Origin of the sequence: Enterovirga rhinocerotis (genome assembly GCF_004363955.1) — a bacterium.
Classification (GTDB): Bacteria; Pseudomonadota; Alphaproteobacteria; order Rhizobiales; family Beijerinckiaceae; genus Enterovirga; species Enterovirga rhinocerotis.
The window spans coordinates 1,940,241-1,966,569 of sequence record NZ_SNZR01000011.1 but is presented as its reverse complement, the minus strand read 5'-3'; the positions used below and the strand labels follow the sequence as shown (position 1 = coordinate 1,966,569).

The following is a 26,329-nucleotide window of genomic DNA, read 5'->3' as shown; positions in this document are numbered from 1 at the left end:
AAGGCAGGGAGCGTTCCGATGAGGCGTCGTCACATCGTCGCCGGAGGATTGGCGGCGGCTGTGTCCGGATCGGTCACGGCACGGGGCGCCGCAGCGCAGGAAACCCTCCGCCTCGTCCTCGGAACGGCGACGCCCGGCGGCGGCTTTCCCGTCTACGGCGCCGCCCTCGCGAGGGCCGTGCGCGAGGCCGATCCCGGCGTCGTGCTGGACGAACGCAACACCCGGGGATCGGCCGAGAACGTGCCGTTGCTGGAGGAGCGGCGGATCGATCTCGGCCTCGTCCAGGGCGAGGTGGCCTACGCGCATCTTTCGCGGCTCGGATCGGAGCCGGGCGGGCCGAAGGTTGCCGCCGCGATGTATGCGACGGCGGGGCTGTTCGTCGTCCGGGGGGATAGCTCGCTCCGGACCATCGGGGACCTGCGCGGCCGCCGCATCGCCCTGGGCGCTGCGGGATCGGGCCTGGCGGTCTTGGCGCGTGCGATCCTGCGGGGGGAGGGCCTCAATCCGGAGACCGATATCGAGGCGATCACGCTCGAGCGGGCGGGTGAGGGACCCATCATGGTCGCGGATGGGCGGGCCGCGGCCCTGTTCGGGGGCGGTGTCGGGTGGCCCGGCTTCCACGCCGTCGCGGCGCAGCCCGCGGGAGCGCGGTTCATTGCGCCGGGAGAGGAGGCGATCTCCCGCATCCTCGCGGCTCATCCGGACATGCGCCGGATCGAGGTGCCGGCCGGCACCTATCGGGGCCAGGATCTGCCGCTGGTCTCGATCGGGTCCTGGAGTCTCATTCTCTGCCGGGGCGATCTCCCGGAGGCATCCGGCCATCGCTTCGCCCGCGCCCTCGACCGAGCGCAGGACAGGCTCGCCGCGCTCCTGCCCCAGGGACGGGAGACGCGCCCTGCCAACACGGTCGCCGCCGTCCCGGCGGCGTGGATCCATCCCGGCATCGCGCGCTTCTTGCGCGAAGCGGGCCATCTCCCGACATGAAAACGGCCGCGCAAGGCTGCGCGGCCGTTCAAATCCGATCGACGTTTTCGGCTGCCGTCAGGCAGCGAGCTTCTGCGCCCGCTGATCGTGGCGGGCGAGGCGCGAGAGGAGGTAGTCGACCTCCTTCTTCGTTTCCGCCGAGAGCGCCGGCCCCGGCTTGCGCTGGGCGTCCGAGGCGATGATGCCGCGGCGCATGAGGACGTACTTGCGGACGGCGAGCCCGACGCCCTGCTGCTGCTCGTAGCGGATCAGAGGCAGATGCGCGTCGAAGAGGTCGTGCGCCTCCTCGCGCTTGCCGGCGGAGGAGAGATTGACGATGTCGACCAGCATGTCGGGGAAGCAATAGCCGGTCATGGCGCCGTCCGCGCCGCGCTCCATCTCGAAATCGAGGAAGAGGGCGCCGTTGCCGGTCAGGATCGAGACGCGGCGCATGCCGTCCTTCTCGAAGCGGCGCAGGGTCGAGATCTTGTCGAGCCCCGGCCAATCCTCGTGCTTGAGCATCACGCAGGACGGGTTCTCGGTGATGATGCGGCGGATGACGCCGGGCGTCATGACGACGCTCAGGGTGAGCGGATAATCCTGAAGCACCCAGGGGGTCTGCGCGCCGATCACCTCGGCGGCCTGGCCGAAATAGGTGACGATCTGGTCGTCCGTGCGCAGGCTGGGGGGAGGGGCGATCATGACGCCCGCCGCGCCCACATCCATGACGCCGTTCGACAGCGCCCGCATGGCGGCGAAGCCCGCGGCCGAGACGCCGACGATGATCTTCATCTTGCCGGCCCGCTTGATGACGCGGGTCGCGATGTCGAGGGCTTCCTTCGCCTCGAGCTTCGGCGCTTCGCCCATGATGCCGAGCACGGTGATGCCTTCGCAGCCGGCGGCGGCATAGGCGTCCACCATGGTGTCGATGGATTTTTCGTCGACGCGTCCGTCGGGGTGGAACGGGGTCGGAGCGATCGCGTAGACGCCGCGCGCATTGTTATCGAGCATCGGGGCCCTCCCAGGGATAAGCCGGAGCGTTAGAACGCCCCGGCCGGAATCGCAATCGAGGATAGGCCCGGCGGTCGTGAGGGTGCGAGTTCTCCGTCTAAAGCGCGGCGTGCCTCGGCACCGCCCGGCGGGCATCCGGCTTCGCTGCCGGCGACGGATCCACGCCCCCGTGCCCCGCATCGGACTGGCGGATCGCCGTCCAGGGATCGGGCTGGCGGACGGCGCGCCGGGGCGCGGGAGCCGCCTGGCTGCCCCGGATTTCGGCGATGCTCTGCCGGGCCTGATCGGCCGGCATGTCGCGCGCCAGCACCTGCTCGGCCTCCGCGTAGCGGCCGCGCAATCCCAGCACCAGGGCGAGGTTGCGCCGGACCCGCGAATCGGCGCGCGGATGGTTGGCCGCCTCCCGCAAGATGCGCTCGGCTTCGTCGAGCCGCTTCACGAGGGCGAAGGAGAGGCCCTGGTTGGCGAGGACCGAAGGCTCGCCGGGGACGATCCTCAGTGCCGCCGCATAATAGCGCTGGGCGCTTTCGAACTGCCCGAGCTGATCGGCGACCGCGCCCTGGACCGACAGGATGCTCCAATCGGGCCGGTCGGGCCGATGGGCATTCGCGAGGACGGCCGCAGCCTCCTTGTAGCGCCCGGCATCGGCGAGGACCTTGCCATAGGCGGCGAGCAGGGGAGGGTGGTTCGGATTCTTGAGGGCGCCCTGCTGGAGGACGGCGAGCGCCTGTGCGGTCTGGCCGCGGGCCCGCAGGCTCGACGCATAGGCGAGCGCGGCGTTCGGATCGCGCGGGTTGGCCTCGTAGCGACGCCCGAGGGCTTCCGGATCGACCTGCGCGGCGCGCGCGCCCAGGCCGATCGAGCCGGTGGTCGTCGGTCCCCGCGACTGGCAACCCGCCAGAGCCGCCGTCGTGACGAGCAGCGTTGAGACGACTGCTCCCCGAAGCTTCGGAGCAAAAGCTTGCAGCGACCCGGACGCCATGACACCAACCCCTGACCCAAGGGCATCAGCGATAAATCGTTAACCCTAACCGGCCGTTAACCGCCCCAGAGGCTGTGCATGTCGTCCTCCGAACCGTCACACTCCGCCGACCCTTCTCCCTACGCCTTCGCGCCTCCGCCCCTGCCCGGCGAGCCCGACGGTGCGATCCCGATCGTTCGGGTCGACCGCGAGACCTGGCCCGCCCGCGCCGCGACGCTCGTGCCGATGGCGCGCGCCTTCCTGGAGGCCAGCGAGTTCGAGCCGAAGGCCGGGCGGATCGCGCTCGTCCCTGCGCCCGACGGGTCCGTGGCGGAGGTGCTATTCGGGGTCGGGAGCGATGACGATCCCTTCGCGGCCGGAAAGCTCGCGGCGGAACTGCCGGCCGGAACCTACCGCTTCGCCGACGAATGGCCCGATCTCGAAGGCGCGGCCCTGGCCTGGCTCCTCGCCGGCTACCGCTTCGACCGCTACCGCGAGCGGCCGCGCCGCGCGGCGCGCCTCGTCGCGCCGAAGGACGTGGATGCGGGCGAGATCGAGCGCATCGCCGAGGCTGTCGCGCTCGGCCGCGACCTGATCAACACGCCGGCCAACGATCTCGGACCGGACGAGGTCGAGGCCGCCGCCCGGCGGATCGCCGACAGGTTCGGAGCGGAATTCTCCGTGATCGCGGGCGATGCCCTGCTCGCGGCCAACCTTCCCATGATCCATGCGGTCGGGGCGGGCTCGCCTCGTGCGCCACGGCTGATCGACATGGTCTGGGGCGAGCGCACCGCGCCGATGGTCACGATCGTCGGCAAAGGCGTCTGCTTCGATACCGGCGGGCTCGACATCAAGCCCTCGGCGGCGATGCTGCTGATGAAGAAGGACATGGGCGGCGCGGCCGCCGCTCTCGCGCTCGCGCAGATGATCATGGGCGCCGACCTCCCGATTCGGCTTCGCGTGCTGATCCCGACGGTCGAGAACGCGATCTCGGGCGCCTCCTTCCGTCCCGGCGACGTGATGCGCAGCCGCAAGGGGCTCAGCGTCGAGATCGGCAACACCGATGCCGAGGGGCGGCTGATCCTCGCCGACGCCCTTGCACTCGCCGACGAGGAGGAGCCCGGCCTGATCGTCGATTTCGCGACCCTCACCGGCGCGGCGCGGGTGGCGCTCGGGCCCGACCTGCCGCCGGTCTATAGCGACGACGACGCGCTCGCGGAGGATGTCGTGCGCCTCGGGCTCGCGGTGAACGATCCGGTGTGGCGCCTTCCGCTCTGGCCGCGCTATCGCTCGATGATCGAGGGCAAGGTGGCCGATCTCACCAATGCGCCCGCCGGCGGATTCGCGGGCTCGATCACGGCGGCCCTCTTCCTCGCCCGCTTCGTGACGGCGGCGAAGGCCCATCTGCATTTCGACATCTACGGCTGGATGCCGTCATCGCGTCCGGCCCGCCCCGAGGGCGGCGAGGTCCAGGGAGCGCGGCTCGTCTACGCGCTCTTGAAGGAGCGCTATTCCGCCTGATCCGGCTCGGCCGCCGGGCGCTCGAAGGTGACGACGCGGCCGCGATCGATCGACAGCCCGACACGGCCGGCCTTGAGGGCGAGCGCCTGCTCGCCGAAGACCTCGCGCCGCCAGCCGGACAGCGCGGGAACGCGGGCGGTGTTGTCCGCTGCGATCTCCTCGAGGTCGTCGACTCCTGCGATCAGCTTCGGCGCGACGCCCTCGTTCTCGGAGACGGCGCGCAGCAGGACCTTCAGCAGTTCGACCGTCGCCGCCGCCCCGCCGCGCCCTCCGCGCGAGCGCTGCGCCACGGGGATGGTGGCGGGATCGCGGGCGAGGCCGCGCTCGACCGCCGCGAGGATGTCCTGGCCCGTGCGCGAACGCTCGAATCCGTTGGGGATCGAGCGCAGGCGGCCGAGGGCCTCGACGCTGCGGGGCGCCGAGACGGCGACGTCGATCACCGCCTCGTCCTTCAGGACGCGGCTGCGCGGCACGTCGCGCGTCTGCGCCTCGCGCTCCCGCCAGGCCGCGACCTCCATGAGGACGGCGATCTCGCGCGGCTTGCGCATCCGGCCCGAGAGCCTCTGCCAGGCCTGGTCGGGGTCGGCCCGGTAGGTGTCGGGCGAGGTCAGCACCGCCATCTCGTCGTCGAGCCAGTGCGAGCGCCCGGTGCGTTCGAGCTCGTCGAGGAGCTTCTCGTAGACCGGCACGAGATGCGTGACGTCCGAGAGGGCGTAGAGCGTCTGGGCCTCGCTGAGCGGGCGGCGCGACCAGTCGGTGAAGCGCGAGGACTTGTCGATCCGCGCCTTCGCGAGGTCGTTCGCGAGCTGCTCGTAGGAGACCGAATCGCCATAGCCGCAGACCATGGCGGCGACCTGGGTGTCGAAGAGAGGGGAGGGGATCACATGGCCGAGATGCCAGATGATCTCGACGTCCTGGCGGCCCGAATGGAACACCTTCACGGCGCGCGGATCGGTCATCAGGGCGAGGAACGGATCGAGGCTGAGGCCCGGAGCGAGGGGGTCGACGAGGACGCCCTCGACGCCCGGCCCGGCCATCTGGATCAGGCAGAGCTTCGAATAATAGGTCGTCTCGCGCATGAACTCCGTGTCGACGGTCACGAAGGGAAGCGCGGCGAAGCGCGCGCAGGCGAGCTCCAGCTCGGAGGTCGTGGTGATGAGCGGCATCGTTAACCTATAGCGCAGCCATGCGGCGGCCGCGACAGACCGGCGCGCTTATCCGACGGGATTTCCACCGAGGGGGCGGATGGCCACCTTCTTGTCCCGCCCGTTCTTGGCATCGCACGCGATCGCCGCCTCGACATCGCGCAGCCGCAGGCTCACCGCACCGGGCGCTCGCCCGAGAACCGCGAGCGACGACAACGTGCAAAGGCACAGGAGCAAATCGCGGGAGGACATGTCGCACGGCACGGGTCTTGGTGAGGTGCGAGTGAGTTATGACCGGTTCCTGAATCGAATCCTGAGAATTGGAGTTAACGCCTTGCGGCCCGCGCATGGGCGTCCGGCGTGCTCGGCTTGACAAGCCGGGGCCTCCATGGTCGGACCCCCGCTTCTCCAGAAGATCGTTTCCATGCACGCCTATCGCAGCCATACCTGCGGCGCCCTGCGCCCGTCCGATATCGGTCAGACCGTCCGCCTGTCCGGGTGGTGCCACCGCATCCGCGACCATGGCGGGGTGCTCTTCATCGACCTGCGCGACCATTACGGCATGACGCAGATCGTGGTGGATCCGGATTCGCCGGCCTTCCGGCTCGCGAACGAGGCCCGCTCGGAATGGGTGGTGCGCATCGACGGCAAGGTCCGGGCACGGCCCGAGGGCACCATCAACGCCGAGCTGCCGACCGGCCAGATCGAGATCTACGCGACCGAGATGGAGGCGCTCGGGCCGGCCGCGGAGCTGCCCGTGCCCGTCTTCGGCGATCAGGAATACCCGGAGGAGCAGCGGCTCAAGTACCGCTTCCTCGATCTGCGCCGCGAGAAGCTGCACGCCAACATCATGAAGCGCGGCGAGATCATCGATTCGATCCGCCGGCGGATGAAGGAGGGCGGCTTCTTCGAGTTCCAGACCCCGATCCTGACCGCCTCCTCGCCTGAGGGCGCGCGCGACTTCCTCGTGCCCTCGCGCCTCCATCCCGGCAAGTTCTACGCGCTGCCGCAGGCGCCGCAGCAGTTCAAGCAGCTCACGATGATCGCGGGCTTCGACCGCTACTTCCAGATCGCGCCCTGTTTCCGCGACGAGGACGCCCGCGCCGACCGCTCGCCGGGCGAGTTCTACCAGCTCGACATCGAGATGAGCTTCGTCACCCAGGAGGACGTCTTCCAGTCGGTCGAGCCCGTTCTGCGCGGCGTCTTCGAGGAATTCGCCGAGGGCAAGCGCGTCACGGGCGAGTTCCCCCGCATCACCTTCGCCGAGGCCGCGCTCAAATACGGCTCGGACAAGCCGGATCTGCGCAACCCCCTCGTGATCGCCGACGTCACCGAGGAGTTCTCGGACGAGGGCGTGACCTTCAACGCCTTCAAGAACGTCATCAAGGCGGGCGGCGTCGTGCGCGCCATCCCGGCGCCGGGCGCAGCCTCGCAGCCGCGCTCCTTCTTCGACAAGCTGAACGACTGGGCGCGCTCGGAAGGCGCGGCCGGGCTCGGCTACATCGTCTTCGGCGACGAGAGCGGGCGGCTCGAGGGCAAGGGCCCGATCGCGAAGTTCATCCCGGCCGACGTGCAGGCCGCCATCGCCATGCGGGCGGGGATCGGTGCGGGCGACGCGGTCTTCTTCGCGGCGGGCGAGGAGGCGAAGGCCGCGAGCCTCGCCGGCAAGGCGCGCATCCGCATCGGCGACGATCTCGACCTGTCGGACAAGGACCAGTACGCCTTCTGCTGGATCACCGATTTCCCGATGTTCGAGTGGAACGAGGACGAGAAGAAGGTCGACTTCTCGCATAACCCGTTCTCGATGCCGAACTTCGACAAGGACGCCTTCCTGGCGCTCGAGGCGGCCGACAAGGACACGATCCTCGGCATCAAGGCCTTCCAGTACGACATCGTCTGCAACGGCATCGAGCTGTCCTCCGGGGCCATCCGGAACCACCGCCCCGACATCATGCGCAAGGCCTTCGCGCTCGCCGGCTACGGCGAGGACGTGCTGGAGGAGAAGTTCGGCGGCATGCTGCGCGCGCTGACCTACGGCGCCCCGCCCCACGGCGGCATCGCGCCCGGCATCGACCGCATTGTGATGCTCCTCTGCGGCGAGCAGAACCTGCGCGAGGTCGTCCTCTACCCGATGAACCAGCGCGCCGAGGACCTCCTCATGGGCGCGCCCTCCGAGGTGACGCCGAAGCAGCTCCGGGAGCTGCACATACGGCTGAACCTGCCGCAGAAGGGGTAGCCAGCGGACGCGTCGCATCGCGCCGCCTGCGCAGCGATCCGGAAGGCTGCGCGGAGGTCCGCCGAGGCCTTCCCTTCGTGCAGCGTGACGTCCTCAGCCGGGCCGGCGGGAGCGGATGAAGTCGACGAATGCCCTCAGGGGCGGGGGCGGGAGCCGGCGGCCTGGATAGTAGAGGAACGGCCCGGAATATGGCTGCCACCAGGGTTCGAGGACCGGAACGAGCGTGCCGCGCGCGAAATGCGGCCGCAGCCAATCCTCGAACAGATGGATGATGCCGGTCCCGGCGATGGCAGCGTCGACGGCGAGATCCGCCGTCGCCCCGGTGCGGATCACGAGCGGGCCTCGCGGTTCGACCCGGACGATCTCGCCGTCGCGCTCGAATTCCCAGATCAGGACCGCGCCGCTGCCGAACCGTCCCGTGAGACAGGAGTGGGACAGCAGGTCCTCCGGGTGCTCCGGCCTGCCCTTTCGCGCGAGATAGGCCGGAGCCGCGGCGGTGGCGCTGCGCTGGACTCGCGGCCCGATCGGCACCGCGATCATGTCGCGTTCCAGGCGCTCGTCATATCGGATGCCGGCGTCGAAACCTGCCGCGACGAGGTCGATGAAATCGTCCTCGGCGGCGACCTCCAAGGTGATGTCGGGATAGCGGGCGAGAAAGTCCGGCACGATCGCCGGAAGGATCAGGCGCGCGGCGACGACGGGCACGTTGAGCCGAAGCGTTCCTGCCGGCCGGTCGCGGAAGGTGTCGACCACTTCCAGCGCGGCCTCGACCTCCGCGAGCGCGGGGCGCAGGCGCTCGATCAGCCGAGCACCCGCCTCCGTCGCGACGACGCTGCGGGTCGTTCGGTGGAGCAGGCGGATGCCGAGCTTGCTCTCGAGGCGTCGGACCGCCTCGCTCAATCCGGATGCGCTGACGTTCAGTCTTCGGGCGGCCCCGCGAAAGCTGCCGCGCTCGGCGACGGCCAGAAAGGCGTTGAGATCCCCGACATCGACCATGATTGTTCGCCAGAACGTACAGCCTGTCCCGATTGTGATCCGTTATCGTCCGCCCCGCCAGCGCGCATATATGTCGGAACACCGGGAGATGAGCGATGACGATCGGCAAGACATTCAAGCTCGGGGACCGCGAGGTGAACCGGATGGGCTACGGGGCGATGCAGCTCGCCGGCCCAGGCGTCTTCGGGCCGCCGAGAGACCGCGCCGCGGCGATCGGCGTGCTTCGCGAGGCCGTGGCGTCCGGCGTGAACCACCTCGACACGAGCGATTTCTACGGCCCCCACGTCACGAACGACATCATCCGCGAGGCGCTCCACCCCTATCCGGACGATCTCGTCATCGTGACGAAGATCGGCGCCAAGCGCGGCCCCGAGGGGTCGTGGGATGCGGCCTTCTCCGCGGACGAACTCGCCCGAGCCGTCGAGGACAACCTGCGCAACCTTCGCCTGGACGTGCTGGAGGTCGTGAATCTGCGGATCATGTTCGACGCGCACGGCCCTGCCGAGGGATCCATCGCAGCGCCCCTCGAGGCCGTGGCGGATCTCCAGCGCCGTGGCCTCGTGCGGCATATCGGGCTCAGCAACGCGACCTCGACGCAAGTCTCCGAGGGCCGCCAGATCGCCGAGATCGCGTGCGTGCAGAACCAGTACAATCTCGCGCACAGGCATGACGATCAGATGATCGACGCGCTCGCCCGCGACAGCGTGGCCTACGTGCCCTTCTTTCCGCTCGGCGGCTTCACGCCGCTTCAATCCTCGACCCTGTCGGAGGAGGCGGCCAGGATCGGCGTGCTACCGATGCAGCTTGCCCTCGCCTGGCTTCTCCACCGCGCCCCGAACATCCTCCTGATCCCCGGCACGTCGTCGATCGGGCATCTGCGGGACAATCTGGCGGCCTCCGAGATCGCGCTGCGGCCCGAAACACTCGACGCTCTCGACGGCATCTCGGCTGCCCCCGCCGCCTGATGGGCATGCGAGGCCCGCGATCGGCTTGCGGGGCGCCGTCTGGTCGTCCATCTCGGGCTGGCGGGGAAGGTCTCCCGCGCCCGAGAGCAGCGTGCCTCTAGTCGATCATCCTGTGCGGTCCCAGATCGAAGCCGTCGTCGTCGCGCACGATTCGGCCGAGGTTCTTCCGGCCTGCCTCGCGGCTCTGGCGCGGGAGGGCGTGCCGGCCATCGTCGTCGACAATGCGAGCCGCGACGGCACGGCTAAGGTCGCGGAGCGGGCCGGGGCGCGCGTCGTGCGCATGGCGCGGAACGAGGGCTATGGCCGGGCCAACAATGCCGGCGTCGCCGCGAGCGGGGCGGCGTTCGTCCTCATCGCCAATCCCGATCTCGTCCTCGACGAGGGGGCCGCTGCGGCGCTGCTCGCGGCGGCGGCGGCCTATCCGGATGCCGCGCTCTTCGCCCCGCGCATCGTCGAGGAGGACGGGCGCTATTTCTTCCAGCCGCGTTCGCTGCTTTCGGGCTTCCTGACCAACCCGCAGGGCGTGCCCTGCTTCCCCGAGGGCGATTGCTGCGCGCCCTTCCTGTCCGGCGCCTGCCTCCTCGTGCGCCGGGAGGTCTTCCTGGCCGTCGGGGGCTTCGATCCGGCGATCTTCCTCTTCTACGAGGACGACGATCTCTGCCGGCGTCTCTCCGAGGCCGGCCATGCGCTGGTCCATGTGCAGGCGGCGGTGGCTCGGCATGGCCGGGGCAAGTCGAGCGGTCCGGCGCCGGGGCGCATCTTCCGCTCGCGCTGGCACCAGGCCTGGTCGCGGGCCTATGTCTCGCGGAAATGGGGCCTGCCGTCGCCGGCTCCCGGCATGTTCGCGTGGAACGCGGTCAGGAGCTTGCTCGCCCTCGCGAGCTTTCGGCGCCCGCTGATCGAACGCTACGCGGGCTCGGCGGCGGGCGCGCTCGCCTTCCTGCGCGGCCGGACGGCGCTCGGCCGCGAGGGTGTCCTCGCGGAGCCGGGCGCCGCGGATCGAAGCCCAGGGTGACGCCCTACCAGCCGGCGAAGCCGGCGCCGGGATAGCGCTTCTCGATGAAGGCCTTCACCTCGTCCGACTGATAGGAGGCGACGAGGGTCTTCGCCCAGGGAGCGTCCTTGTCCTGCCTGCGGACGACGATCGCGCAGACATAGTCGGATTGGGGCTTCTCCAGCAGGATCGAATCCTTCTGGGGGTTGAGCCCGGCCAGCAGCGCATAGTTCGTGTTGACGGCCGAGGCGTCGACATCGTCGAGGGCATGGACGAGCTGCGCCGCTTCGAGCTCCTTGAAGCGGAGGCCTTTCGGGTTCGCGACGATGTCGAGCGGCGTCGCCTTGAAGCCGGAGCCGTCCCGCAGCTTCAGCAGCCCGGCCTCCTGAAACAGGATGAGGGTGCGCGCCAAGTTGGCGGGGTCGCTGCCGATGCTGATGAGCGCTCCCTTGGGGAGGTCCTCGAGGCGCTTGTGCTTCTTCGAATAGACCGCGATCGGAAACAGGACCGTGCGCCCGACCGGCACGATGTCGTAGCCCCGCGCGTCGATCTGCGCCTGCAGGAACGGCAGGTGCTGATAGGAATTCGCCTGGAGATCGCCGGCTGCGAGAGCCGCATTGGGCTGGATGTAATCGTTGAATTCGATGACCTGCACGGTCAGCCCGTTGCGGGCAGCGACCTTGGCCGCGACGTCCAGGACTTCGGCATGAGGTCCGGCCGTGGCTCCCACCTTGATCGTCGCTTGCTGGCCGAAGGCCGGACCGGACGCCGCCGCTGCGGCCAGAGCCCCGAGCAGGGCGCGTCTCGACAAAACCGGCATGGCAATCTCCCGCGGAAAACACGGATCCGCCGGTTCCGGCTGATCCCGACCGCGACCATCGCGTTCTGTCGGGAATCTGCCACGCCTAGTTCGTTATTTGCAACGAAACGTATGTTCAAAAGAACGGTCGGCAAAAGAACGATTTGTTCTCCGCTCTCCTGGGGAGAGGGCGGTCGCCTCCCCGGAGCAGGGGAGGGCCGCCGAACGACGTCGCGGCTCGCCGAGGCGCTCAGTACCTCATCTTCGTCAGCGGCTCGCCGATCGTGCGCATCAGGTCTCGGACCTGGCGCAGGACGACCTGTCCCTTCTGCTTCAGTCCGCCCTCGCGGGCGAGTTCTGCCTCGCGCGCGGCGAAGGCGCCCTTGCCCTCCAGCGGAGGAATGATGCTCGGCTGCGCGGCCGGGGCGAGGGGCGGCGAGGCGAAATCGGCCGCCGTCAGGTCGGCCTTGAGGATCAGCTTCGCCGCCCAGTTCTTCAGATGCGCCGCCGCCGCGCCCTCGGGGGAATGCGCCGGCTTCTGCAGGACGATCGAGGCGTCGCGCCACTGCATGCCCTTCCGGTAGACCGGCATCCACTGCACCTGCGCCTCCAGCACCGTGAGGCCGCCATAGCGCGCGACGGCCGGCAGGCCGTCGTCGTAGAAGCGCCAGCAATCGACCGGGAAGCGGTGCAGCGGCCCGGAACTCGGCGAGGTGATGAAGGCGAGCCCGTTCGGCTTCAGCACGCGGGCGATCTCGTGGATCGTGACCCAGAAATACTCGGCGTGCTCGAACACCTCGGAGCAGGTGACGACGTCGATCGACGCGCTTTGGACCTCCCGCCAGTCATAGGGGTCGGCGACCGCGACATCGACGTTGAGGCCGGGCTCGATGTCGAGTCCGGTCGGCGTCCAGCGCGGATTGGTCATCGCATCGCGGTTGGAATGCTGGGTCGGATCGACGATGGCCGAGCCGACGTCGAGGATCGCGAGGGGCTGGTCTTCGACGCCGGCGAGATAGGCGGATCGGAAGACGCGGGCCTTGTCGAGGGCGGACAGATGCATGGCGATCTCTGGAACATCGGCCCCGCGGCCGGGGAAAGGGGGCGTCTTAGAACATGGCGGGCGAGGGGGGAACGGGAACGCCGTCGCTCGCAATGACGGAGCGCGCTAGCCGCCCCGTATCCGTCCAAGCGCCGCCAGCAGCTCCGGGATCCGGTTGCTCTGGAGCAGGGGGATCAGCGGCTCGACCTGCGCCCGAGGCAGGTCCCACCAGGCGCCGTCGAGCAGGGCCTCGACCACCTCCTGCGGGAAGCGGATGCGGATCACGCGCGCCGGGTTGCCGGCGACGATGGCATAGGGCGGCACGTCCTTCGCGACGACGGCGCGCGCGCCGATCACCGCGCCGTGTCCGATCGTGACGCCGGACAGGATCATGCAGGCCGAGCCGATCCAGACGTCGTTGCCGATCGTGACGTCCCCCTTCGAGGCGTGCGATCCTTCGAGGTCCCGAGCCGTGGGCCAGAGCTCGGGAAGGGCCGTGAAGGGGTAGGTCGTCGTCCAGTCGAGACGGTGATTTCCGCCGAGCAGGATCTCGACCTTGTCGGCGATCGAGCAATAGCGGCCCATGCGCAGCTTGGCGCCCGTTTCCGAAAAGCGGACCTTCGGATGGCCGTAGGAATAGTCACCTATGACGTGCCCCCAGCGCCGGATCAGCGGTGCGAGGTGGATCGCAGTTTGATTGTGCGGATTGCGGCCCCGCCGCAGTCGCTGCAATAACGTCATCGAGACGACGTTCCGGGCGGATAGGGCCGGCGCGTGCGAGCACAGGGAATCGGTGGGATGGCGGACAACGTTTCGGACGAGTTGAAGAGCAGCGCGCTCTTCTATCACCGAAATCCGCGGCCTGGGAAACTGGAGATCCAACCGACCAAGCCCCTCGGCAACCAGCGCGACCTCGCGCTCGCCTACACGCCGGGCGTCGCCATCGCCTGCGAGGCCATCGCTGCCGATCCGGATCAGGCGGCCGAACTCACCGCCCGCCAGAATCTCGTCGCTGTCGTCACGAACGGCACCGCCGTGCTCGGCCTCGGCGCCATCGGCCCGCTCGCCTCGAAGCCGGTGATGGAGGGCAAGGCGGTCCTGTTCAAGAAATTCGCCGGCATCGACGTCTTCGACATCGAGATCGAGGAACTCAACGTCGACCGGATGGTCGACGTGATCGCCGCGCTCGAGCCGACCTTCGGCGGCATCAATCTCGAGGACATCAAGGCGCCCGAGTGCTTCGACGTCGAGGACAAGCTGAAGGCCCGGATGAACATCCCGGTCTTCCACGACGACCAGCACGGCACCGCGATCATCGTCGCCTCGGCCGTCCTCAACGCACTCGAGATCGGCGGCAAGAAGCTCTCCGAGATCAAGGTCGTGACCTCCGGCGCGGGCGCGGCGGCCCTGGCGACGCTGAACCTGCTCGTGACCCTCGGCGTGCCGCGCGAGCACATCTGGGTCACGGACATCGAGGGCGTCGTCTACAAGGGCCGCAACACCCTCATGGACCGCTGGAAGGAGGTCTATGCGCAGGAGACCGACAAGCGGACCCTCGCGGAGGTGATCGAGGGGGCCGACGTCGTGATCGGCCTGTCGGCGGCGGGCGTCATCAAGCCCGAGATGCTGAAATCCATGGCGCCGAACCCCTTGATCATGGCGCTCGCGAACCCGACGCCGGAGATCATGCCGGAACTCGCCCGGGAGGCGCGTCCCGATGCGCTGATCTGCACCGGGCGCTCGGATTTCCCGAACCAGGTCAACAACGTCCTCTGCTTCCCCTACATCTTCCGCGGCGCCCTCGATGTCGGCGCCTCCACCATCAACGAGGAGATGAAGGGCGCGGCCGTTCGCGCCATCGCGGCCCTCGCCCGTGAGGCGCCGTCCGACGTCGTGGCCCGGGCCTATGGCGGCGAGGCGCGCCCCTTCGGAGCGGATTCGCTGATCCCGAGTCCCTTCGATCCGCGCCTCATCCTGCGCATCGCGCCCGCCGTCGCGAAGGCGGCGATGGAGAGCGGGGTCGCGCGCCGGCCCGTGGCGGATCTCGACGCCTATGCGGAGAGCCTCGGGCGCTTCGTCTTCCGCTCGGGCTTCATCATGAAGCCGCTCTTCGCCGCGGCGAAGGCCTCGCCTCGGCGCGTCGCCTATGCCGAGGGCGAGGACGAGCGCGTGCTGCGCGCCGTCCAGGCCGTCGTCGAGGACAAGCTCGCGCGTCCGACCCTGATCGGTCGTCCCGCCGTGATCGAGGCGCGGCTCAAGCGCTTCGGCCTCTCCTTGGCGGCCGGCCGCGACTTCGACCTCATCAATCCCGAGGACGATCCGCGCTATCGCGACTACGTCCAGACCTTCGTCGAGATCGCGGGGCGCAAGGGCATCACGCCCGATGCCGCCCGCACGCTGGTGCGCACCAACGCGACGGTGATCGGCTCGATCGCGCTGATGCGCGGCGACGTCGACGCGCTGCTCTGCGGGCTTGAGGGGCGCTTCCGCTCGAACCTGCGCCACATCTCCGACATCGTCGGCCTCGCGCCGGGCCATCAGCAGCTCGCGGCGATGAGCCTGATGATCACGTCGAAGGGGCCCTATTTCCTCGCCGACACGCATGTCCGGCCGGATCCGACGGCCGAGGAGATCGCGGAGATGACCATCTCCTGCGCGAACCACGTCAAACGGTTCGGGATCACGCCGAAGGCCGCCCTGCTGTCGCATTCCGATTACGGCTCGGGCGACACGGATTCGGCGAAGAAGATGAGGGCCGCGCTCGCCCGCGTCCGCGAGATGGCGCCCGACCTCGAGGTCGACGGCGAGATGGCCGCAGACACGGCCCTGTCCCAGATGATCCGCGACCGGGTCTATCCCGGCGCTGCGCTGAAGGGCGAGGCGAACCTCCTCGTCATGCCCAATCTCGACGCGGCCAACATCGCCTTCCAGTTCGTCCGCATCCTCGCCGATGCCCTGCCGGTCGGTCCGATCCTGATCGGGCCCTCGAAACCCGTCCACATCCTCACGCCCTCCGTGACCGCGCGCGGCATCGTCAACCTGACGGCGGTCGCGGTGGTGGAGGCGCAGTCGGGGTAGGCCGAGGATAGGCGCTCGATCCCTCCCCGGAGGGGAGGGCCGAGTCGACGCGAAGCGTCGAACCGGGGTGGGGAGAACCCAGCCGGGCATCACCCCACCCCGGTCGGCTGGCGCCGACTTGCCCCCAGAGGGCAGGATCGAGCGCGGTTCGGACTGTGATCGTGGGATGCGCCGTTCGCACGGCCCTCAGTGGTAGGTCAGTTCCCCATTCACGGACCTGAACTCGGCGGGCTTGATGAGCACGCTGTGCGCCACCGTGACCGAATGGAGCGGGCCTTCGAGTTCGCGGCGCCAGAAGTCGAGGAACTTGCGCAGCACCGGAAAGCGCGGAGCGAGGTCGTAGTTCTGCCAGACGAAGGTCTGGAGCAGTCGCGGATGGTCGGGCAGTCCGTACAGGATGGTGGCCGTGGTGAGGCCGTAACCTTGGATCTGACGGGTGAAGTCTTCGGAGACCATCGAACCACCTCGCGTTGTTGAGTGTAACTCCTGTCGTCTTTCGATTTGGGCGACGATGAAGTGTCGCCCCGAATTCGTTAACGGATTCAAACCGCGTCGAATGTGAACCGCATTCACGTCGAATTCGGCGCGACTTTCATCACACACCTCGTCGCAAACCCCGTGCCGGGATGCGGCGGCGCTGGCATCCGCCCGCCCCGCCGATATGGTTAAGAGACCGGCTCCCCGAGGGTTGCGTCCGTGTCGCGTATCGCCCGGCTCATCGCGTGCGTCGTCGGCCTTTCGGCGCTGACGGTCGCGCTCGGGCCGGGGAGCGTCCTCGCCAAGGACGAGGCGCTCTTCCTGCGTCCCGAGGATCATCGCTTCGTCCTCTTCGCAGGCGCCGATGGCGGCCGTTCGGTCTTTCTCAGCGGCGGCTCGAAACAGGCGCTGACCGGCACGCTCGACCGCCCGGGCCTTCTCGGGCTCGAACTCACGGGGATCGGCCTCACGCACGAGCGCATCGTCATCGACGGTCGCGCTGTCGCGGTCCGGCGCTTCACGCATCAGACGAGCGCCTCGCTCGGCTGGCAGACGATGCTGGGGCCGCTTTATCTCGCCGCCTATGCGGGTCCTGAACTGTTCCAGGAGCAGCTTACCCATCGGGGGCGGTTCGCGAACTTCTCGAAGCCCCGGCTCGGCGGCCGCGCGCAGGTGGAACTCTGGGCTCATCCGAGCCCCGACACGCTGATCACGGGGACGGTGATCCTGAGTTCGGCGAACGAGAGCGTCTGGGCCCGCATGTCGGGCGGGATCCGGGCCTTCTCGAACGCCTATCTCGGGCCGGAGGTGACGTTCTACACCACGCCGACCTACCGCGAGACGCGATGGGGCGGGCATGTCACCGGCCTCGCCCTCGGCATCGTGACGCTCCGCCTCTCGGCCGGCTGGATGACGGAGGACGGCCGCCGCTCCCTCACGCCCTACGCCTCGATCAGCGCCTGGATGCGGCTGTGATCAGACGGCTCTCAGGCTCGCTTGATCCTCTGACCTTGTCCGACCTGTCGCAGCCCCCAACATAGGAAGCAGTCCTGGCTGTCCGCACCGGATGCGGAGGCCGGATGCCGCCGCGCTGCACGCCGACGTCCCGGAATTCGTCCTCTGTGGATGCGCTTTGGCCCGAAATCCCGATCACAAAGGATGTAAGCCATGACGATCCACAAGTTCGCCTTCGCTGACGCAAAGCTGGAACGCTCGCCGGGTCAGGACGGCGACGTCTTCACGGGCAACCTCCTGGACCAGCGTCACGGCGGGCCGGTCACCATCGGCTTCGGGCGCTTTGGGCCGTCTCAGACCTTGGAGGAGACCATGGCCGTGCACGACACGATGATCATCCTTGAAGGAACGATCACCGTCTCCGACGGCCACAAGTCGGTGACGGCGGGACGAGGAGAGATCATCGCCATGCAGAAGGGCGACAAGGTCAAAATCCGCTCTCACGAAGACGGCGCCGTGACAGCTTATGTGACCTATCCTCACTGGCAATAGCCGGAAGGGTGATCAACGGCGCGGATATTTGAGAAAGCCGACACCTGTCCGATAGAAGAGAAGATGGATAAGCTTCCCGCCGGTGGTGAGCGACAAGGTCGTTTAACGATATCGGACACACATGCCGAACAGGCTGAGCAGGACTGGAGCTGATCGCTGCGGCGGGGCGCCCAGCGCTTAGCACACGGCATCATGCCGCTGCGGCCAGCTGAATGTTCGACGACGGTTGCCGGTCGCTCAGATGCGGCGACGGACCCTGCCGATTAGCCGCACCGGCGGGTCGCCATTCGGTCGTCGCGTCCGGCTAGGAGGATGCCTCCTCACGCTGGAGCATCTGGATGAAGAGACCGATCCTTGTCGCGTTCGCTATGATGGCGAGCCTGGGCGCCCAGGCCGCGGAGACCTATGGCCCCGAACTCGACGGATTCGAGTACCCGCACGAGGTGAAGCATCACCGCTTCACGTCGCAGCGGCAGGACGTCTCGATGGCCTATATGGACGTGCGGCCGGAGAAGGCGAACGGGCGCACAATCGTGCTGCTCCACGGCAAGAACTTCTGTGCGGCGACCTGGGAAGGCACCATCGCCGCCTTGACCAAGGTCGGCTACCGGGTGATCGCGCCCGACCAGGTCGGGTTCTGCAAGTCGACCAAGCCTGCCGGCTATCAGTTCTCGTTCCAGCAGCTGGCGACCAACACGGCCGGGCTCCTGTCCTCGCTCGGCATCGAGAAGGCGACGGTCCTCGGTCATTCGATGGGCGGCATGCTCGCGACCCGGTTCGCGCTGATGATGCCGGAGCGGGTGGAGAAGCTCGTCCTCGTCGCGCCGCTCGGCCTCGAGGATTGGCAGGCCGCGGGCGTGCCCTGGCTTCCGATCGAGAAGGCTTATGAGGCGGAGCGCAAGACCACGTTCGACAGCATCAAGGCCTACCAGCTGAAATTCTACTACAACGGCGTCTGGAGGCCGGAATACGATCGCTGGGTGCAGATGCAGGCCGGCCTCTATGCCGGCCCGGGTGCCGAACGGGTTGCCTGGAACAGCGCCCAGACCGGGGACATGATCTTCACCCAGCCGGTCCTGCACGAACTGCCCGCTTTGCGCGTCCCGACCGTCCTGATCATCGGCGGCAAGGACCGCACGGCGCCCGGGGCCAACCGGGCCTCCAAGGAGCTGGCGGGGACGCTCGGCCGCTACGATCGTCTCGGAAAGGCGGCCGCGGAGCGCATCCCCGGCGCGTCGCTCGTCGAGTTCCCTGAAATGGGTCACTCGCCGCAGGTCGAGGCGCCGGACCGCTTCCACGAGGCGCTGCTGCGCGAACTGAAGAAGCAATAGGCCTCGATGGATTAGGAGGGCAGGGCCTCACCGGCCCGGCCCTCTATTCCTCGTCGACCTCGAGCGGCGTGACCGACAGCATGTCGGCCTCGAGCGGCTCCTCGTCCGGTGCCAGCGTGTCGGAATCGGAGGGCATCGGCACGTCGAGCCCCTTGGGAACGCGGCCTTCGAGGAAGCCGAGCCCCTTCAACTCCTCGAGGCCGGGAAGGTCCGTGATGGCGTCGAGCCCGAACTGGGCGAGGAAGGCCGGCGTCGTGCCGAAGGTGACGGGGCGGCCGGGCGCCTTCCGGCGGCCGCGCAGCCTGATCCAGCCCGCTTCCAGCAGCGTGTCGAGGGTTCCCTTCGAGGTCGCGACGCCGCGGATCTCCTCGATCTCGGCACGCGTCGCCGGCTGGTGGTAGGCGATGATGGAGAGCACCTCCATCGCCGCGCGGGAGAGCTTCTGCGGCGGGGGCGCCGCCTCGTCGGCGAGGGCGTAGGCGAGGTCGGTCGGGGTCCGGAAGGCCCAGCCTCCGGCGACCCGCACGAGGTTGATGCCGCGCCCCTCATAGGCTGCCGCGATCATCCGCAGGACCGCCTCGACGTCGGTGCCCTTCGGCAGGCGGGCGGCGATCGCCTCGGCCTTCAGCGGCTGCGGCGAGGCGAAGATGAGAGCCTCGGCGATGCGGATCGATTCCGGCGCGGGCGTCTCGACGGGCTTGGCCGCGAGCGAACGCGAGATCGCCGCGATCTGCTTGAGGACCGCGTTTCCGCCTGCCGTGTCGGTGTTCCGTTTGGCGGCCTGCGTCATGGCGCGACCAGCCGCAGCGCGGGCTCGCCGCGCTTCATCATGAGAGGCGCGAAGGGCGCGTCCTGGCGGATGCTCGCCTTGCCCTCGCGCACCATCTCCAGCGCGGCCGAGAGGGCGGAGGCGAGGACCGTGCTGCGCATCTGCGGCTCCGCCTGATAGCGCAGAAGGAACGAGTCCAGCTCCACCCAGTCGCTCGCCCAGCCGACGAGGCGCTCCAGAGCCTCCCGCGCCTCGGCGAGGGTCCAGACGGCGCGGCGCGCCACCGTGACCCGGGCACCGAGATGGCGCTGGCGCCGCGCGGCATAGGCGGCGAGGAGGTCGTAGAGGTTGCCCTCGTATCGGATCGGGGCGTTCGTCGACACCGGCGGCTCCGCCTCGCCGCGGGCGAAGATCTCGCGGCCGAGCTGCGCGCGCTCGCCCAGCAGCTTCGCCGCCTGCCGGATCGCCTCGAGGCGGCGGAGGCGGAAGGCGAGGGCGGTCGCGAGGTCCTCCGCGCTCGGTCCTTCGGGCTTCGGCGGTTCGGGCAGGAGAAGACGCGACTTCAGATAGGCGAGCCAGGCCGCCATCACGAGATAATCGGCGGCGAGTTCGAGCCGCATCGCGCGGGCGTCCTCGATGAAGGCGAGGTATTGTTCGGCGAGCGCGAGGACGGAGATCTCGTGCAGGTCCACCTTCTGGCGCCGGGCGAGGTCGAGCAGGAGGTCGAGCGGCCCCTCGAAGCCGCCGACATCGACGACGAGCGTCGGATCGGCCGAGGCACGCTCCTGCCGGTCCTCCTCGAAAGGGATCTCCTTCGCCATCCGTTCGTTCAGGCCCGTCGCATCATGACGGGCGGAATTCTACGCGATCGCGCCGAGTCGCGTCTCGAAGGCGAGCCTCGCATCCACAGGATCGAACTCCGCCGGTCCCGCGGCGATGAGCGCGAGAGCCGCCTCGGCCCGTTCGAGCGCGCGCCCCGCGAGGAGCGGCGCTCCGTCCGCCACCGCGCGCGCCTCGGCGAGGTCCCCGTTGCAGTGGAGCCCGATGTCGCAGCCCGCCGCGATCGCCGCCTCCATCCGCGTGCGGAACGGGCCGGCGAGGGCCTTCATCGAGAGGTCGTCGGTGAAGAGGAGGCCGTCGAAGCCGATCTCGCCGCGGATGACGTCCTGGACGACGCGGCGCGACGTCGTGCCCGGAGCGTCGGGATCGATCGCCTCGTAGACGACATGGGCGGTCATGGCCGCCGGCAGGTGGGCGAGGGCCTTGAAGGGGACGAAGTCCCGCGCCCGCAGGTCGTCCAGGGAGGCGGAGACGCGCGGAAGGGCGAGGTGGCTGTCCGCCCCCGCACGGCCATGGCCGGGGATGTGCTTGACGACGGGAAGGACGCCGCCGGCGAGGAGGCCCTCCGCCGCGCCGCCGCCGAGCGCCGTCACGGTCTCCGGATCCTCGCCATAGGCCCGGTCGCCGATGACGTCGTGGGCTCCGGGAACGGGCACGTCGAGCACCGGGACGCAATCGACGGTGATGCCGAGTTCGCGCAGGTCGTGCGCCATCAGCCGGGCGCCGAGGAAGGCGGCGTCGCGCGCCTCGATGGCGTCGGCCCCGAGCGCGCCATAGGTCCGGCCGGCCGGATAGCGGGGCCAGTGCGGCGGCCCGAGCCGCTGCACCCGGCCGCCTTCCTGATCGATGAGGATGGGCGCATCCGCCCGTCCGACCGCCTCGCGCAGCGAGGCCGTCAGCGCGCGAACCTGTTCGGGCGAGACGACGTTCCGCCGGAAGAGGATGAATCCGAACGGATCGGCCTCGCGAAAGAACGCGCGCTCCTCCGCCGTGAGGTCCGGCCCGGAGCAGCCGGCCACGAATGCCCGCATCTCGATATCCCGTCGTGAAGGGGGCCCGGCTCAGCCGGGCCCGTTCGGGCCTGCCGTCAGTTCTGGGCGACGAAGCAGGCGCCGCCCCTGGTCTTGAGCCGCGCGCACATCGCATCGGCTTCCGTCTTGGTCATCGGGCCGAGGCGAACGCGATGGACCGTGCGGCCGCCGACATTGGCCGTCGTCAGGCGAGCGGGCTTGTTCTCGAGGGCCGCTCCGAACTTGTCCTGCGCCTGGCCCCAGGCCTCACGCGCTTCCTGCTCGGACGACCGGACGGCGATCTGCACCGAGAAGTTGGCCCGTCCCGCTGCAGGGCTCTCCGCCGCGGGCCGCTCGGCGCTCGGCCGCTCGGTCGGCAGGGCCGCGGTCCGGACGGGAGGTTCGGCCGGAGCGTCGAAGCGCGGACGCCTCGGCGGCATGACATCCATCACCGGGGCGAGCGTGCTCGGCTCGCCGGCACTGGCGATGGCCGGCGGAGGGGCAGGCTCGGGCGCGGTCGGGGCGGGAGCCTCGGCAACCGGCGGAGCCGGGGCGGCGGAGGCCGGATCGCTCCCGACGGGAACCGTCGTCACGGAGACCGGAGAGGGCACCTCTCCGCCGGGAACCAGGGCTCCCGAAGGCGAGGTCGCGACGGGCGTGCGGGCACCATATTGGCTGCCGTCCGGATTGACCGCGACGGTGCGCACCCGGCGCGGCTCGCCGAGGGCGCTCGCGACGGTGGAGCCGCCCTGTCCCGTCTCGGCGGCAGGCTGCTCCGAGCCGGGCGCCGTCGGCGCGGGCGTCACAGGCGCCGGCATGTTGCGGGCGGCGGCCCGGACGTCGATCGGCTGCTCGCGGCCATCGACGACGCGGCTCGGCACGTCGCGGGTGCCGGGCTGCTCGTAGATCTTCCGATCCTGGTTCGGCACATGGAGGCCGCCGGGATTCTCCGGCGCCACCTTCAGCGGGCTCGTATCGGCGGTGATGAGCTTCGGCCCCGAGGACAGGCTGCCGGAACTCCTGAGATACAGGCCGCCGGCGACCGCGCCGACCGTCACCAGCAATCCCGCCATGACGACGGCGAGGCGGCCGCGCGAGCGGCGCCGGTGCAGGGGCTTGAAATCCTCCTCGGCCAGCGCCGCGTCCTGCGAGCCGTAGGCGGCGGAGACGGGATCGTACAGATTCTCCTGCGGCGCAGGCTGCTCGGCGCGGATCTGCGGTTCGGCCGAATATGGATCGGCAGCGTAGGCCGGCTCCTGCTGCTGGGGAGGCAGGTCGTCGTACCGGGCCGGCGCCGGCGGCTGTTCGAGCGCAGGCTGCGCGGGCCGCTGGAAGACATGGACGTTCGGCGGCAGCTCGTCCCGCCCATGGGAGGCGGGCGGCAGCGCCGCCTGGGGCTGGGGCGCGGGCCGCGGCGCGGGCTGAGCCGCATCGCGGGGCAGGATGCCTCGGAAGGGATCGTCCTGACCGACGATGCGCGCGAGTTCGGCCAGCGGATCAGGCTTCGCCGCCGGCTGCTCCTCGATGGAGCGGCGCAGCTGACGCTCGATCTCGTCGATATCGATCTCGAAGCGATGAGTTCTGGCTTCGCTCATGAACACGCTCTCCGGCTCGGTCCAAGGGCCGCTGCCGGTCCTAGACCAAGAGGTGGGCGACAAGGCGGCGGATGCAAGCCGGTTCCGAGGAGGGAGCCTGGCTTCAGCGCATCTCGTCCGGCGCCTTCACGCCCAGGATGGCCAGACCCGAGGCCAGCACGCCCTTCAGCGCCCCGACGAGTGCGAGTCTGGCAAGTGTCGACCTTTCATCGTCGTGCTTAACAAACCGTAATTGCGGCAGGTCTTTGCCCTTGTTCCACAAGGCGTGGAAAAGACCTGCGAGTTCGTAGAGGTAGAAAGCGATGCGGTGCGGCTCGTGCGCCGCCGCCGCCGCGTCGACAATGCGCGGGAACTGCCCGATGCGCCGGACGAGATCGATCTCCGCCTCGTCCACGAGAAGGGAGAGGTCCGCATCGGCCAGCGACCTCATCTCGGGCGCGCGCCCGAGGGCCTCGGCCGCCTGCCGGAACACCGAGGCGATCCGGGCATGGGCGTACTGGACGTAGAAGACCGGATTGTCCTTCGACTGCTCCAGCACCTTGGCGAGGTCGAAATCGAGCGGGGCGTCGTTCTTCCGGTACAGCATCATGAAGCGGACGGGGTCCTGTCCGACTTCATCCACCACATCACGCAACGTCACGAAGTCGCCGGCGCGCTTCGACATTTTCACGGGCTCGCCGCCGCGCAGCAGCTTCACGAGCTGGCACAGCTTGACGTCGAGGTCGGCCTCGCCGCCGCTCACGGCCTTCACGGCCGCCGTCATCCGCTTGACGTAGCCGCCGTGATCCGCGCCCCAGATGTCGATCATGTGGCGGAAGCCGCGCTCGAACTTCGAGCGATGATAGGCGATGTCGGCGGCGAAATAGGTGTAGGAGCCGTCCGACTTCAGGAGCGGACGGTCGACATCGTCGCCGAAGCGGCTGGCCCGGAACAGCGTCTGCTCGCGATCCTCCCAATCCTCGATCGGCTGGCCCTTCGGCGGCTCGAGCCGCCCCTCATAGACGAGATCGCGCGCGCGGAGCTCGGCGATGGTCGCGCCGATCTGGTCGACCTCCCCCTTGGTCAGGGAACGCTCCGAGAAGAAGACCTCGTGCCGGATGTCGATCGCCGCGAGATCCGCGCGGATGAGGTCCATCATGGCGTCGATCGCCGCCTGCCGGACGATCGGCAGCCATTCCTCCTCGGGCATCTGCGCGAGGGCGTAGCCGTGCGCTTCGGCGAGGGCGGCGCCGACGGGCTTCAGGTAATCGCCCGGATAGAGGCCTTCGGGCACCGGACCGACATCCATGCCGAGCGCTTCCCGATATCGCAGGAAGGCCGAGCGCCCGAGGACGTCGACCTGGGCGCCGGCATCGTTGATGTAGTACTCGCGCGTCACCTCGTAGCCGGCGAAGGCGAGCAGGTTCGCGAGCGCATCGCCGAACACCGCGCCGCGCCCATGGCCGACATGCATCGGTCCGGTCGGATTGGCCGACACGTACTCGACGTTCACCGCCTCGCCGGCGCCGCGCCCGCTGCGGCCGAAACCTGCCGGATCGAGCAGCGCGGCCCGGATCACCTCGTGGTGGAGGTGAGGCGCGAGGCGCAGATTGATGAAGCCCGGCCCCGCCACCGACACCTCGGTGATGCGCGGATCGGTGCGCAGATCCTCGGCGAGAAGATCGGCGAGCGCGCGCGGGTTCATGCGCGCGGGCTTGGCGATGGCCATCGCCGCGTTGGTCGCCATGTCGCCGTGGCTCGGATCGCGCGGCGGTTCGACCAGGACGCGCGAGAGGTCGAGCCCGGCGGGCAGGTGCCCGGCCGCGGCGAGGCGCTCCAGCCCTTCCGCGACACGCCGTTCGAAGAGCCCGAAAATGTTCATGGGTGATCGCAATCCGCCAATCGGCCGCGCCGCGGCCGCAAGGCCGGGGCATAGCAACCGGAGGCCGCGAAGGGTAGGTGCCCGCCGCCACAGAACCGCGGCAGGCGGGCACCGGCCCTTCAGAGCGGCTTCAGCCCGGCTTCGATCGCGGCCCGGCGCGGCTCGAGGAAGGGCGGCAGGGCGAGGCTCTCGCCGAGCGTCTCAAGCGGCTCGTCCGCGGTGAAGCCGGGTCCGTCCGTCGCGATCTCGAACAGGATGCCGGCCGGCTCCCGGAAATAGAGGCTCCGGAAGTAGAACCGGTCGACCGGCCCGCTCGAGCGGACGCCGATCTCCTGCAGCCGCCGCGCCCAGGCGTCGTAATCCGCATCCGGGATGCGGAAGGCGACATGGTGCACGCCCCCGGCTCCCGGCATCGCGACCGGCAGGCCGGGCTCGACGGCGACGTGCAACTCGGCCGCCGCGCCGCCGGCGCCCATCTCGTAGACCTGCGTCGTCGAGCCCTCGTTGCCGGGCGTCGGATAGTCGCGCACGGAGCGCATTCCCATCACCCGCGTCAGCACGAGGTCGGTGCCTTCCAGCGAGGGCACGCTGATCGTGATCGGGCCGAGGCCGCGGATCTGATGCTCCGCCGGCACGGGGGAGCGCTCCCAGGGATGCGCCTCGCCCTGGCCGCCATCGTCGACGAGCGTGAAGCGCTGGCCTTCGAAATCCTCGAAGTCGAGCGCCGCGCGCCCGTCGCGCTGCACGATGCCGCCATGGGTGACGCCCTCCTCGTCGAAGCGCTTCGCCCAGTAGGCCAGGGCGTCGGCGCCCGCGACCCGCAGCCCAGTACGGCTGATGCTGCGCGTGCCGCGCCGCTCGGGCGAGGCGGCGAAGTCGAAGAAGGTGAGGTCGGAGCCCGGCGAGGCTTTCCCGTCCGCATAGAAGAGGTGATAGGCGCTCGTATCGTCCTGGTTGACGGTCTTCTTGACGAGCCGGAGCCCGAGGACGCGCGTGTAGAAGTCGCGGTTGCGCGGCGCATCCGCCGTGACGGCGGTGAGATGGTGGATGCCGGTGAGGTCCATGGACGTGCTCCCTGAGGCGGGGCGCGCGATCTGCGGCCGGCCTCGCATGGTTGGAAGAAGGCCGCTTAGGCCTCGCTGGGTCCTACGTGGCGGCGCCCGCGCCTCGCGCCAAGGTCCATTTCGCGAACGGTCCGTTTCGCGAAGACAGGGAGGCTACCTGCCCCT

At 69.4% G+C, this 26,329-nt stretch carries 23 protein-coding genes; 9 read left to right on the top strand and 14 right to left on the bottom strand.

Features of this window, described 5'->3' with window-relative positions:
- Positions 1–18: 18 nt before the first annotated feature.
- On the top strand, positions 19–984 hold the full coding sequence (locus EV668_RS10025) for a TAXI family TRAP transporter solute-binding subunit (protein ID WP_133769601.1): 966 nt from the start codon (positions 19–21) through the stop codon (positions 982–984).
- 57 nt (positions 985–1,041) lie between these two features.
- On the opposite strand, the gene EV668_RS10020 is transcribed toward EV668_RS10025, so the two are convergent.
- Together EV668_RS10020 and EV668_RS10015 are read right to left on the bottom strand one after the other, a co-directional pair.
- Positions 1,042–1,974 carry a dihydrodipicolinate synthase family protein gene (locus EV668_RS10020; protein ID WP_133769600.1) on the bottom strand — a complete coding sequence of 311 codons (933 nt, stop codon included), beginning with the start codon at positions 1,972–1,974 and terminating at the stop codon, positions 1,042–1,044.
- 97 nt (positions 1,975–2,071) lie between these two features.
- Complete coding sequence (locus EV668_RS10015; RefSeq protein ID WP_133769599.1) at positions 2,072–2,956, bottom strand: tetratricopeptide repeat protein; 885 nt, start codon at positions 2,954–2,956, stop codon at positions 2,072–2,074.
- A gap of 78 nt (positions 2,957–3,034) precedes the next feature.
- Here EV668_RS10015 and EV668_RS10010 point away from each other — a divergent pair, with 78 nt between their 5' ends.
- Positions 3,035–4,456, top strand: coding sequence for a leucyl aminopeptidase family protein (locus EV668_RS10010; protein ID WP_208111500.1), 1,422 nt, complete (start codon positions 3,035–3,037; stop codon positions 4,454–4,456).
- On the opposite strand, the gene rnd is transcribed toward EV668_RS10010, so the two are convergent.
- Positions 4,444–5,622, bottom strand: coding sequence for a ribonuclease D (rnd, locus tag EV668_RS10005; protein ID WP_133769598.1), 1,179 nt, complete (start codon positions 5,620–5,622; stop codon positions 4,444–4,446). The genes EV668_RS10010 and rnd overlap by 13 nt on opposite strands.
- Before the next feature lie 403 nt (positions 5,623–6,025).
- On the opposite strand from rnd, the gene aspS reads away from it, so the two are divergent.
- Entirely contained in the window at positions 6,026–7,837 is a 1,812-nt protein-coding gene (gene aspS / locus EV668_RS10000) for an aspartate--tRNA ligase (RefSeq protein WP_133770151.1), read from the top strand.
- Between the two features lie 93 nt (positions 7,838–7,930).
- Here the strand turns inward: aspS and EV668_RS09995 are convergent, their stop codons facing one another.
- On the bottom strand, positions 7,931–8,836 hold the full coding sequence (locus EV668_RS09995; protein WP_133769597.1) for a LysR substrate-binding domain-containing protein: 906 nt from the start codon (positions 8,834–8,836) through the stop codon (positions 7,931–7,933).
- Positions 8,837–8,928: 92 nt separating this feature from the next.
- Here EV668_RS09995 and EV668_RS09990 point away from each other — a divergent pair, with 92 nt between their 5' ends.
- Complete coding sequence (locus EV668_RS09990; RefSeq protein WP_133769596.1) at positions 8,929–9,798, top strand: aldo/keto reductase family oxidoreductase; 870 nt, start codon at positions 8,929–8,931, stop codon at positions 9,796–9,798.
- Between the two features lie 112 nt (positions 9,799–9,910).
- Positions 9,911–10,813 carry a glycosyltransferase family 2 protein gene (locus EV668_RS09985; protein ID WP_133769595.1) on the top strand — a complete coding sequence of 301 codons (903 nt, stop codon included), beginning with the start codon at positions 9,911–9,913 and terminating at the stop codon, positions 10,811–10,813.
- Between the two features lie 4 nt (positions 10,814–10,817).
- On the opposite strand, the gene EV668_RS09980 is transcribed toward EV668_RS09985, so the two are convergent.
- From EV668_RS09980 to EV668_RS09970, 3 genes are all read right to left on the bottom strand, one after another.
- A complete protein-coding gene (locus EV668_RS09980; RefSeq protein WP_133769594.1) occupies positions 10,818–11,612 on the bottom strand; it encodes a MetQ/NlpA family ABC transporter substrate-binding protein in 795 nt (264 codons plus the stop codon).
- Between the two features lie 229 nt (positions 11,613–11,841).
- A complete protein-coding gene (locus tag EV668_RS09975) occupies positions 11,842–12,654 on the bottom strand; it encodes a class I SAM-dependent methyltransferase (RefSeq protein WP_133769593.1) in 813 nt (270 codons plus the stop codon).
- A gap of 105 nt (positions 12,655–12,759) precedes the next feature.
- The gene (locus tag EV668_RS09970) at positions 12,760–13,365 is read right to left on the bottom strand and encodes a CatB-related O-acetyltransferase (RefSeq protein WP_133770149.1); all 606 of its coding nucleotides are present in this window, start codon (positions 13,363–13,365) and stop codon (positions 12,760–12,762) included.
- A 66-nt stretch (positions 13,366–13,431) separates the two neighbouring features.
- Between EV668_RS09970 and EV668_RS09965 the strand changes: the two genes are divergently transcribed.
- The gene (locus tag EV668_RS09965; RefSeq protein ID WP_133769592.1) at positions 13,432–15,711 is read left to right on the top strand and encodes an NADP-dependent malic enzyme; all 2,280 of its coding nucleotides are present in this window, start codon (positions 13,432–13,434) and stop codon (positions 15,709–15,711) included.
- A 186-nt stretch (positions 15,712–15,897) separates the two neighbouring features.
- On the opposite strand, the gene EV668_RS09960 is transcribed toward EV668_RS09965, so the two are convergent.
- Positions 15,898–16,167, bottom strand: a complete 270-nt coding sequence (locus tag EV668_RS09960; RefSeq protein ID WP_133769591.1) for an usg protein — start codon at positions 16,165–16,167, stop codon at positions 15,898–15,900.
- Between the two features lie 240 nt (positions 16,168–16,407).
- Between EV668_RS09960 and bcsS the strand changes: the two genes are divergently transcribed.
- From bcsS to EV668_RS09945, 3 genes are all read left to right on the top strand, one after another.
- Positions 16,408–17,163 (top strand): cellulose biosynthesis protein BcsS, encoded by a 756-nt coding sequence (gene bcsS / locus EV668_RS09955; RefSeq protein WP_133769590.1) that lies wholly within the window; start codon positions 16,408–16,410, stop codon positions 17,161–17,163.
- A gap of 192 nt (positions 17,164–17,355) precedes the next feature.
- Positions 17,356–17,694, top strand: a complete 339-nt coding sequence (locus EV668_RS09950) for an ethanolamine utilization protein (protein WP_133769589.1) — start codon at positions 17,356–17,358, stop codon at positions 17,692–17,694.
- 338 nt (positions 17,695–18,032) lie between these two features.
- Positions 18,033–19,025, top strand: coding sequence for an alpha/beta fold hydrolase (locus EV668_RS09945; RefSeq protein WP_133769588.1), 993 nt, complete (start codon positions 18,033–18,035; stop codon positions 19,023–19,025).
- Positions 19,026–19,068: 43 nt separating this feature from the next.
- On the opposite strand, the gene scpB is transcribed toward EV668_RS09945, so the two are convergent.
- From scpB to EV668_RS09915, 6 genes are all read right to left on the bottom strand, one after another.
- Positions 19,069–19,815: an SMC-Scp complex subunit ScpB gene (gene scpB, locus EV668_RS09940; protein WP_133769587.1), complete on the bottom strand. Its 747-nt coding sequence runs from the start codon at positions 19,813–19,815 to the stop codon at positions 19,069–19,071.
- Positions 19,812–20,615, bottom strand: a complete 804-nt coding sequence (locus EV668_RS09935) for a segregation and condensation protein A (protein WP_133769586.1) — start codon at positions 20,613–20,615, stop codon at positions 19,812–19,814. The genes scpB and EV668_RS09935 overlap by 4 nt, the downstream gene beginning before the upstream one ends.
- A 39-nt stretch (positions 20,616–20,654) precedes the next feature.
- Positions 20,655–21,665: a beta-N-acetylhexosaminidase gene (gene nagZ / locus EV668_RS09930; protein WP_133769585.1), complete on the bottom strand. Its 1,011-nt coding sequence runs from the start codon at positions 21,663–21,665 to the stop codon at positions 20,655–20,657.
- Positions 21,666–21,721: 56 nt separating this feature from the next.
- Positions 21,722–23,239, bottom strand: coding sequence for an SPOR domain-containing protein (locus EV668_RS09925; RefSeq protein WP_133769584.1), 1,518 nt, complete (start codon positions 23,237–23,239; stop codon positions 21,722–21,724).
- Between the two features lie 103 nt (positions 23,240–23,342).
- Positions 23,343–25,100 (bottom strand): arginine--tRNA ligase, encoded by a 1,758-nt coding sequence (argS, locus tag EV668_RS09920; protein WP_133769583.1) that lies wholly within the window; start codon positions 25,098–25,100, stop codon positions 23,343–23,345.
- A 119-nt stretch (positions 25,101–25,219) separates the two neighbouring features.
- Entirely contained in the window at positions 25,220–26,164 is a 945-nt protein-coding gene (locus tag EV668_RS09915) for a ring-cleaving dioxygenase (RefSeq protein WP_133769582.1), read from the bottom strand.
- Positions 26,165–26,329 lie beyond the last annotated feature (165 nt).

Coding starts and splice junctions, on each gene's coding strand:
- EV668_RS10025 (WP_133769601.1), top strand. CDS start 19: ATGAGGCGTCGTCACATCGTCGCCGGAGGATTGGCGGCGGCTGTGTCC.
- EV668_RS10020 (WP_133769600.1), bottom strand. CDS start 1,974: ATGCTCGATAACAATGCGCGCGGCGTCTACGCGATCGCTCCGACCCCG.
- EV668_RS10015 (WP_133769599.1), bottom strand. CDS start 2,956: ATGGCGTCCGGGTCGCTGCAAGCTTTTGCTCCGAAGCTTCGGGGAGCA.
- EV668_RS10010 (WP_208111500.1), top strand. CDS start 3,035: ATGTCGTCCTCCGAACCGTCACACTCCGCCGACCCTTCTCCCTACGCC.
- rnd (WP_133769598.1), bottom strand. CDS start 5,622: ATGCCGCTCATCACCACGACCTCCGAGCTGGAGCTCGCCTGCGCGCGC.
- aspS (WP_133770151.1), top strand. CDS start 6,026: ATGCACGCCTATCGCAGCCATACCTGCGGCGCCCTGCGCCCGTCCGAT.
- EV668_RS09990 (WP_133769596.1), top strand. CDS start 8,929: ATGACGATCGGCAAGACATTCAAGCTCGGGGACCGCGAGGTGAACCGG.
- EV668_RS09980 (WP_133769594.1), bottom strand. CDS start 11,612: ATGCCGGTTTTGTCGAGACGCGCCCTGCTCGGGGCTCTGGCCGCAGCG.
- EV668_RS09975 (WP_133769593.1), bottom strand. CDS start 12,654: ATGCATCTGTCCGCCCTCGACAAGGCCCGCGTCTTCCGATCCGCCTAT.
- EV668_RS09965 (WP_133769592.1), top strand. CDS start 13,432: ATGGCGGACAACGTTTCGGACGAGTTGAAGAGCAGCGCGCTCTTCTAT.
- EV668_RS09960 (WP_133769591.1), bottom strand. CDS start 16,167: ATGGTCTCCGAAGACTTCACCCGTCAGATCCAAGGTTACGGCCTCACC.
- EV668_RS09950 (WP_133769589.1), top strand. CDS start 17,356: ATGACGATCCACAAGTTCGCCTTCGCTGACGCAAAGCTGGAACGCTCG.
- EV668_RS09945 (WP_133769588.1), top strand. CDS start 18,033: ATGAAGAGACCGATCCTTGTCGCGTTCGCTATGATGGCGAGCCTGGGC.
- scpB (WP_133769587.1), bottom strand. CDS start 19,815: ATGACGCAGGCCGCCAAACGGAACACCGACACGGCAGGCGGAAACGCG.
- EV668_RS09935 (WP_133769586.1), bottom strand. CDS start 20,615: ATGGCGAAGGAGATCCCTTTCGAGGAGGACCGGCAGGAGCGTGCCTCG.
- nagZ (WP_133769585.1), bottom strand. CDS start 21,665: ATGCGGGCATTCGTGGCCGGCTGCTCCGGGCCGGACCTCACGGCGGAG.
- EV668_RS09925 (WP_133769584.1), bottom strand. CDS start 23,239: ATGAGCGAAGCCAGAACTCATCGCTTCGAGATCGATATCGACGAGATC.
- argS (WP_133769583.1), bottom strand. CDS start 25,100: ATGAACATTTTCGGGCTCTTCGAACGGCGTGTCGCGGAAGGGCTGGAG.
- EV668_RS09915 (WP_133769582.1), bottom strand. CDS start 26,164: ATGGACCTCACCGGCATCCACCATCTCACCGCCGTCACGGCGGATGCG.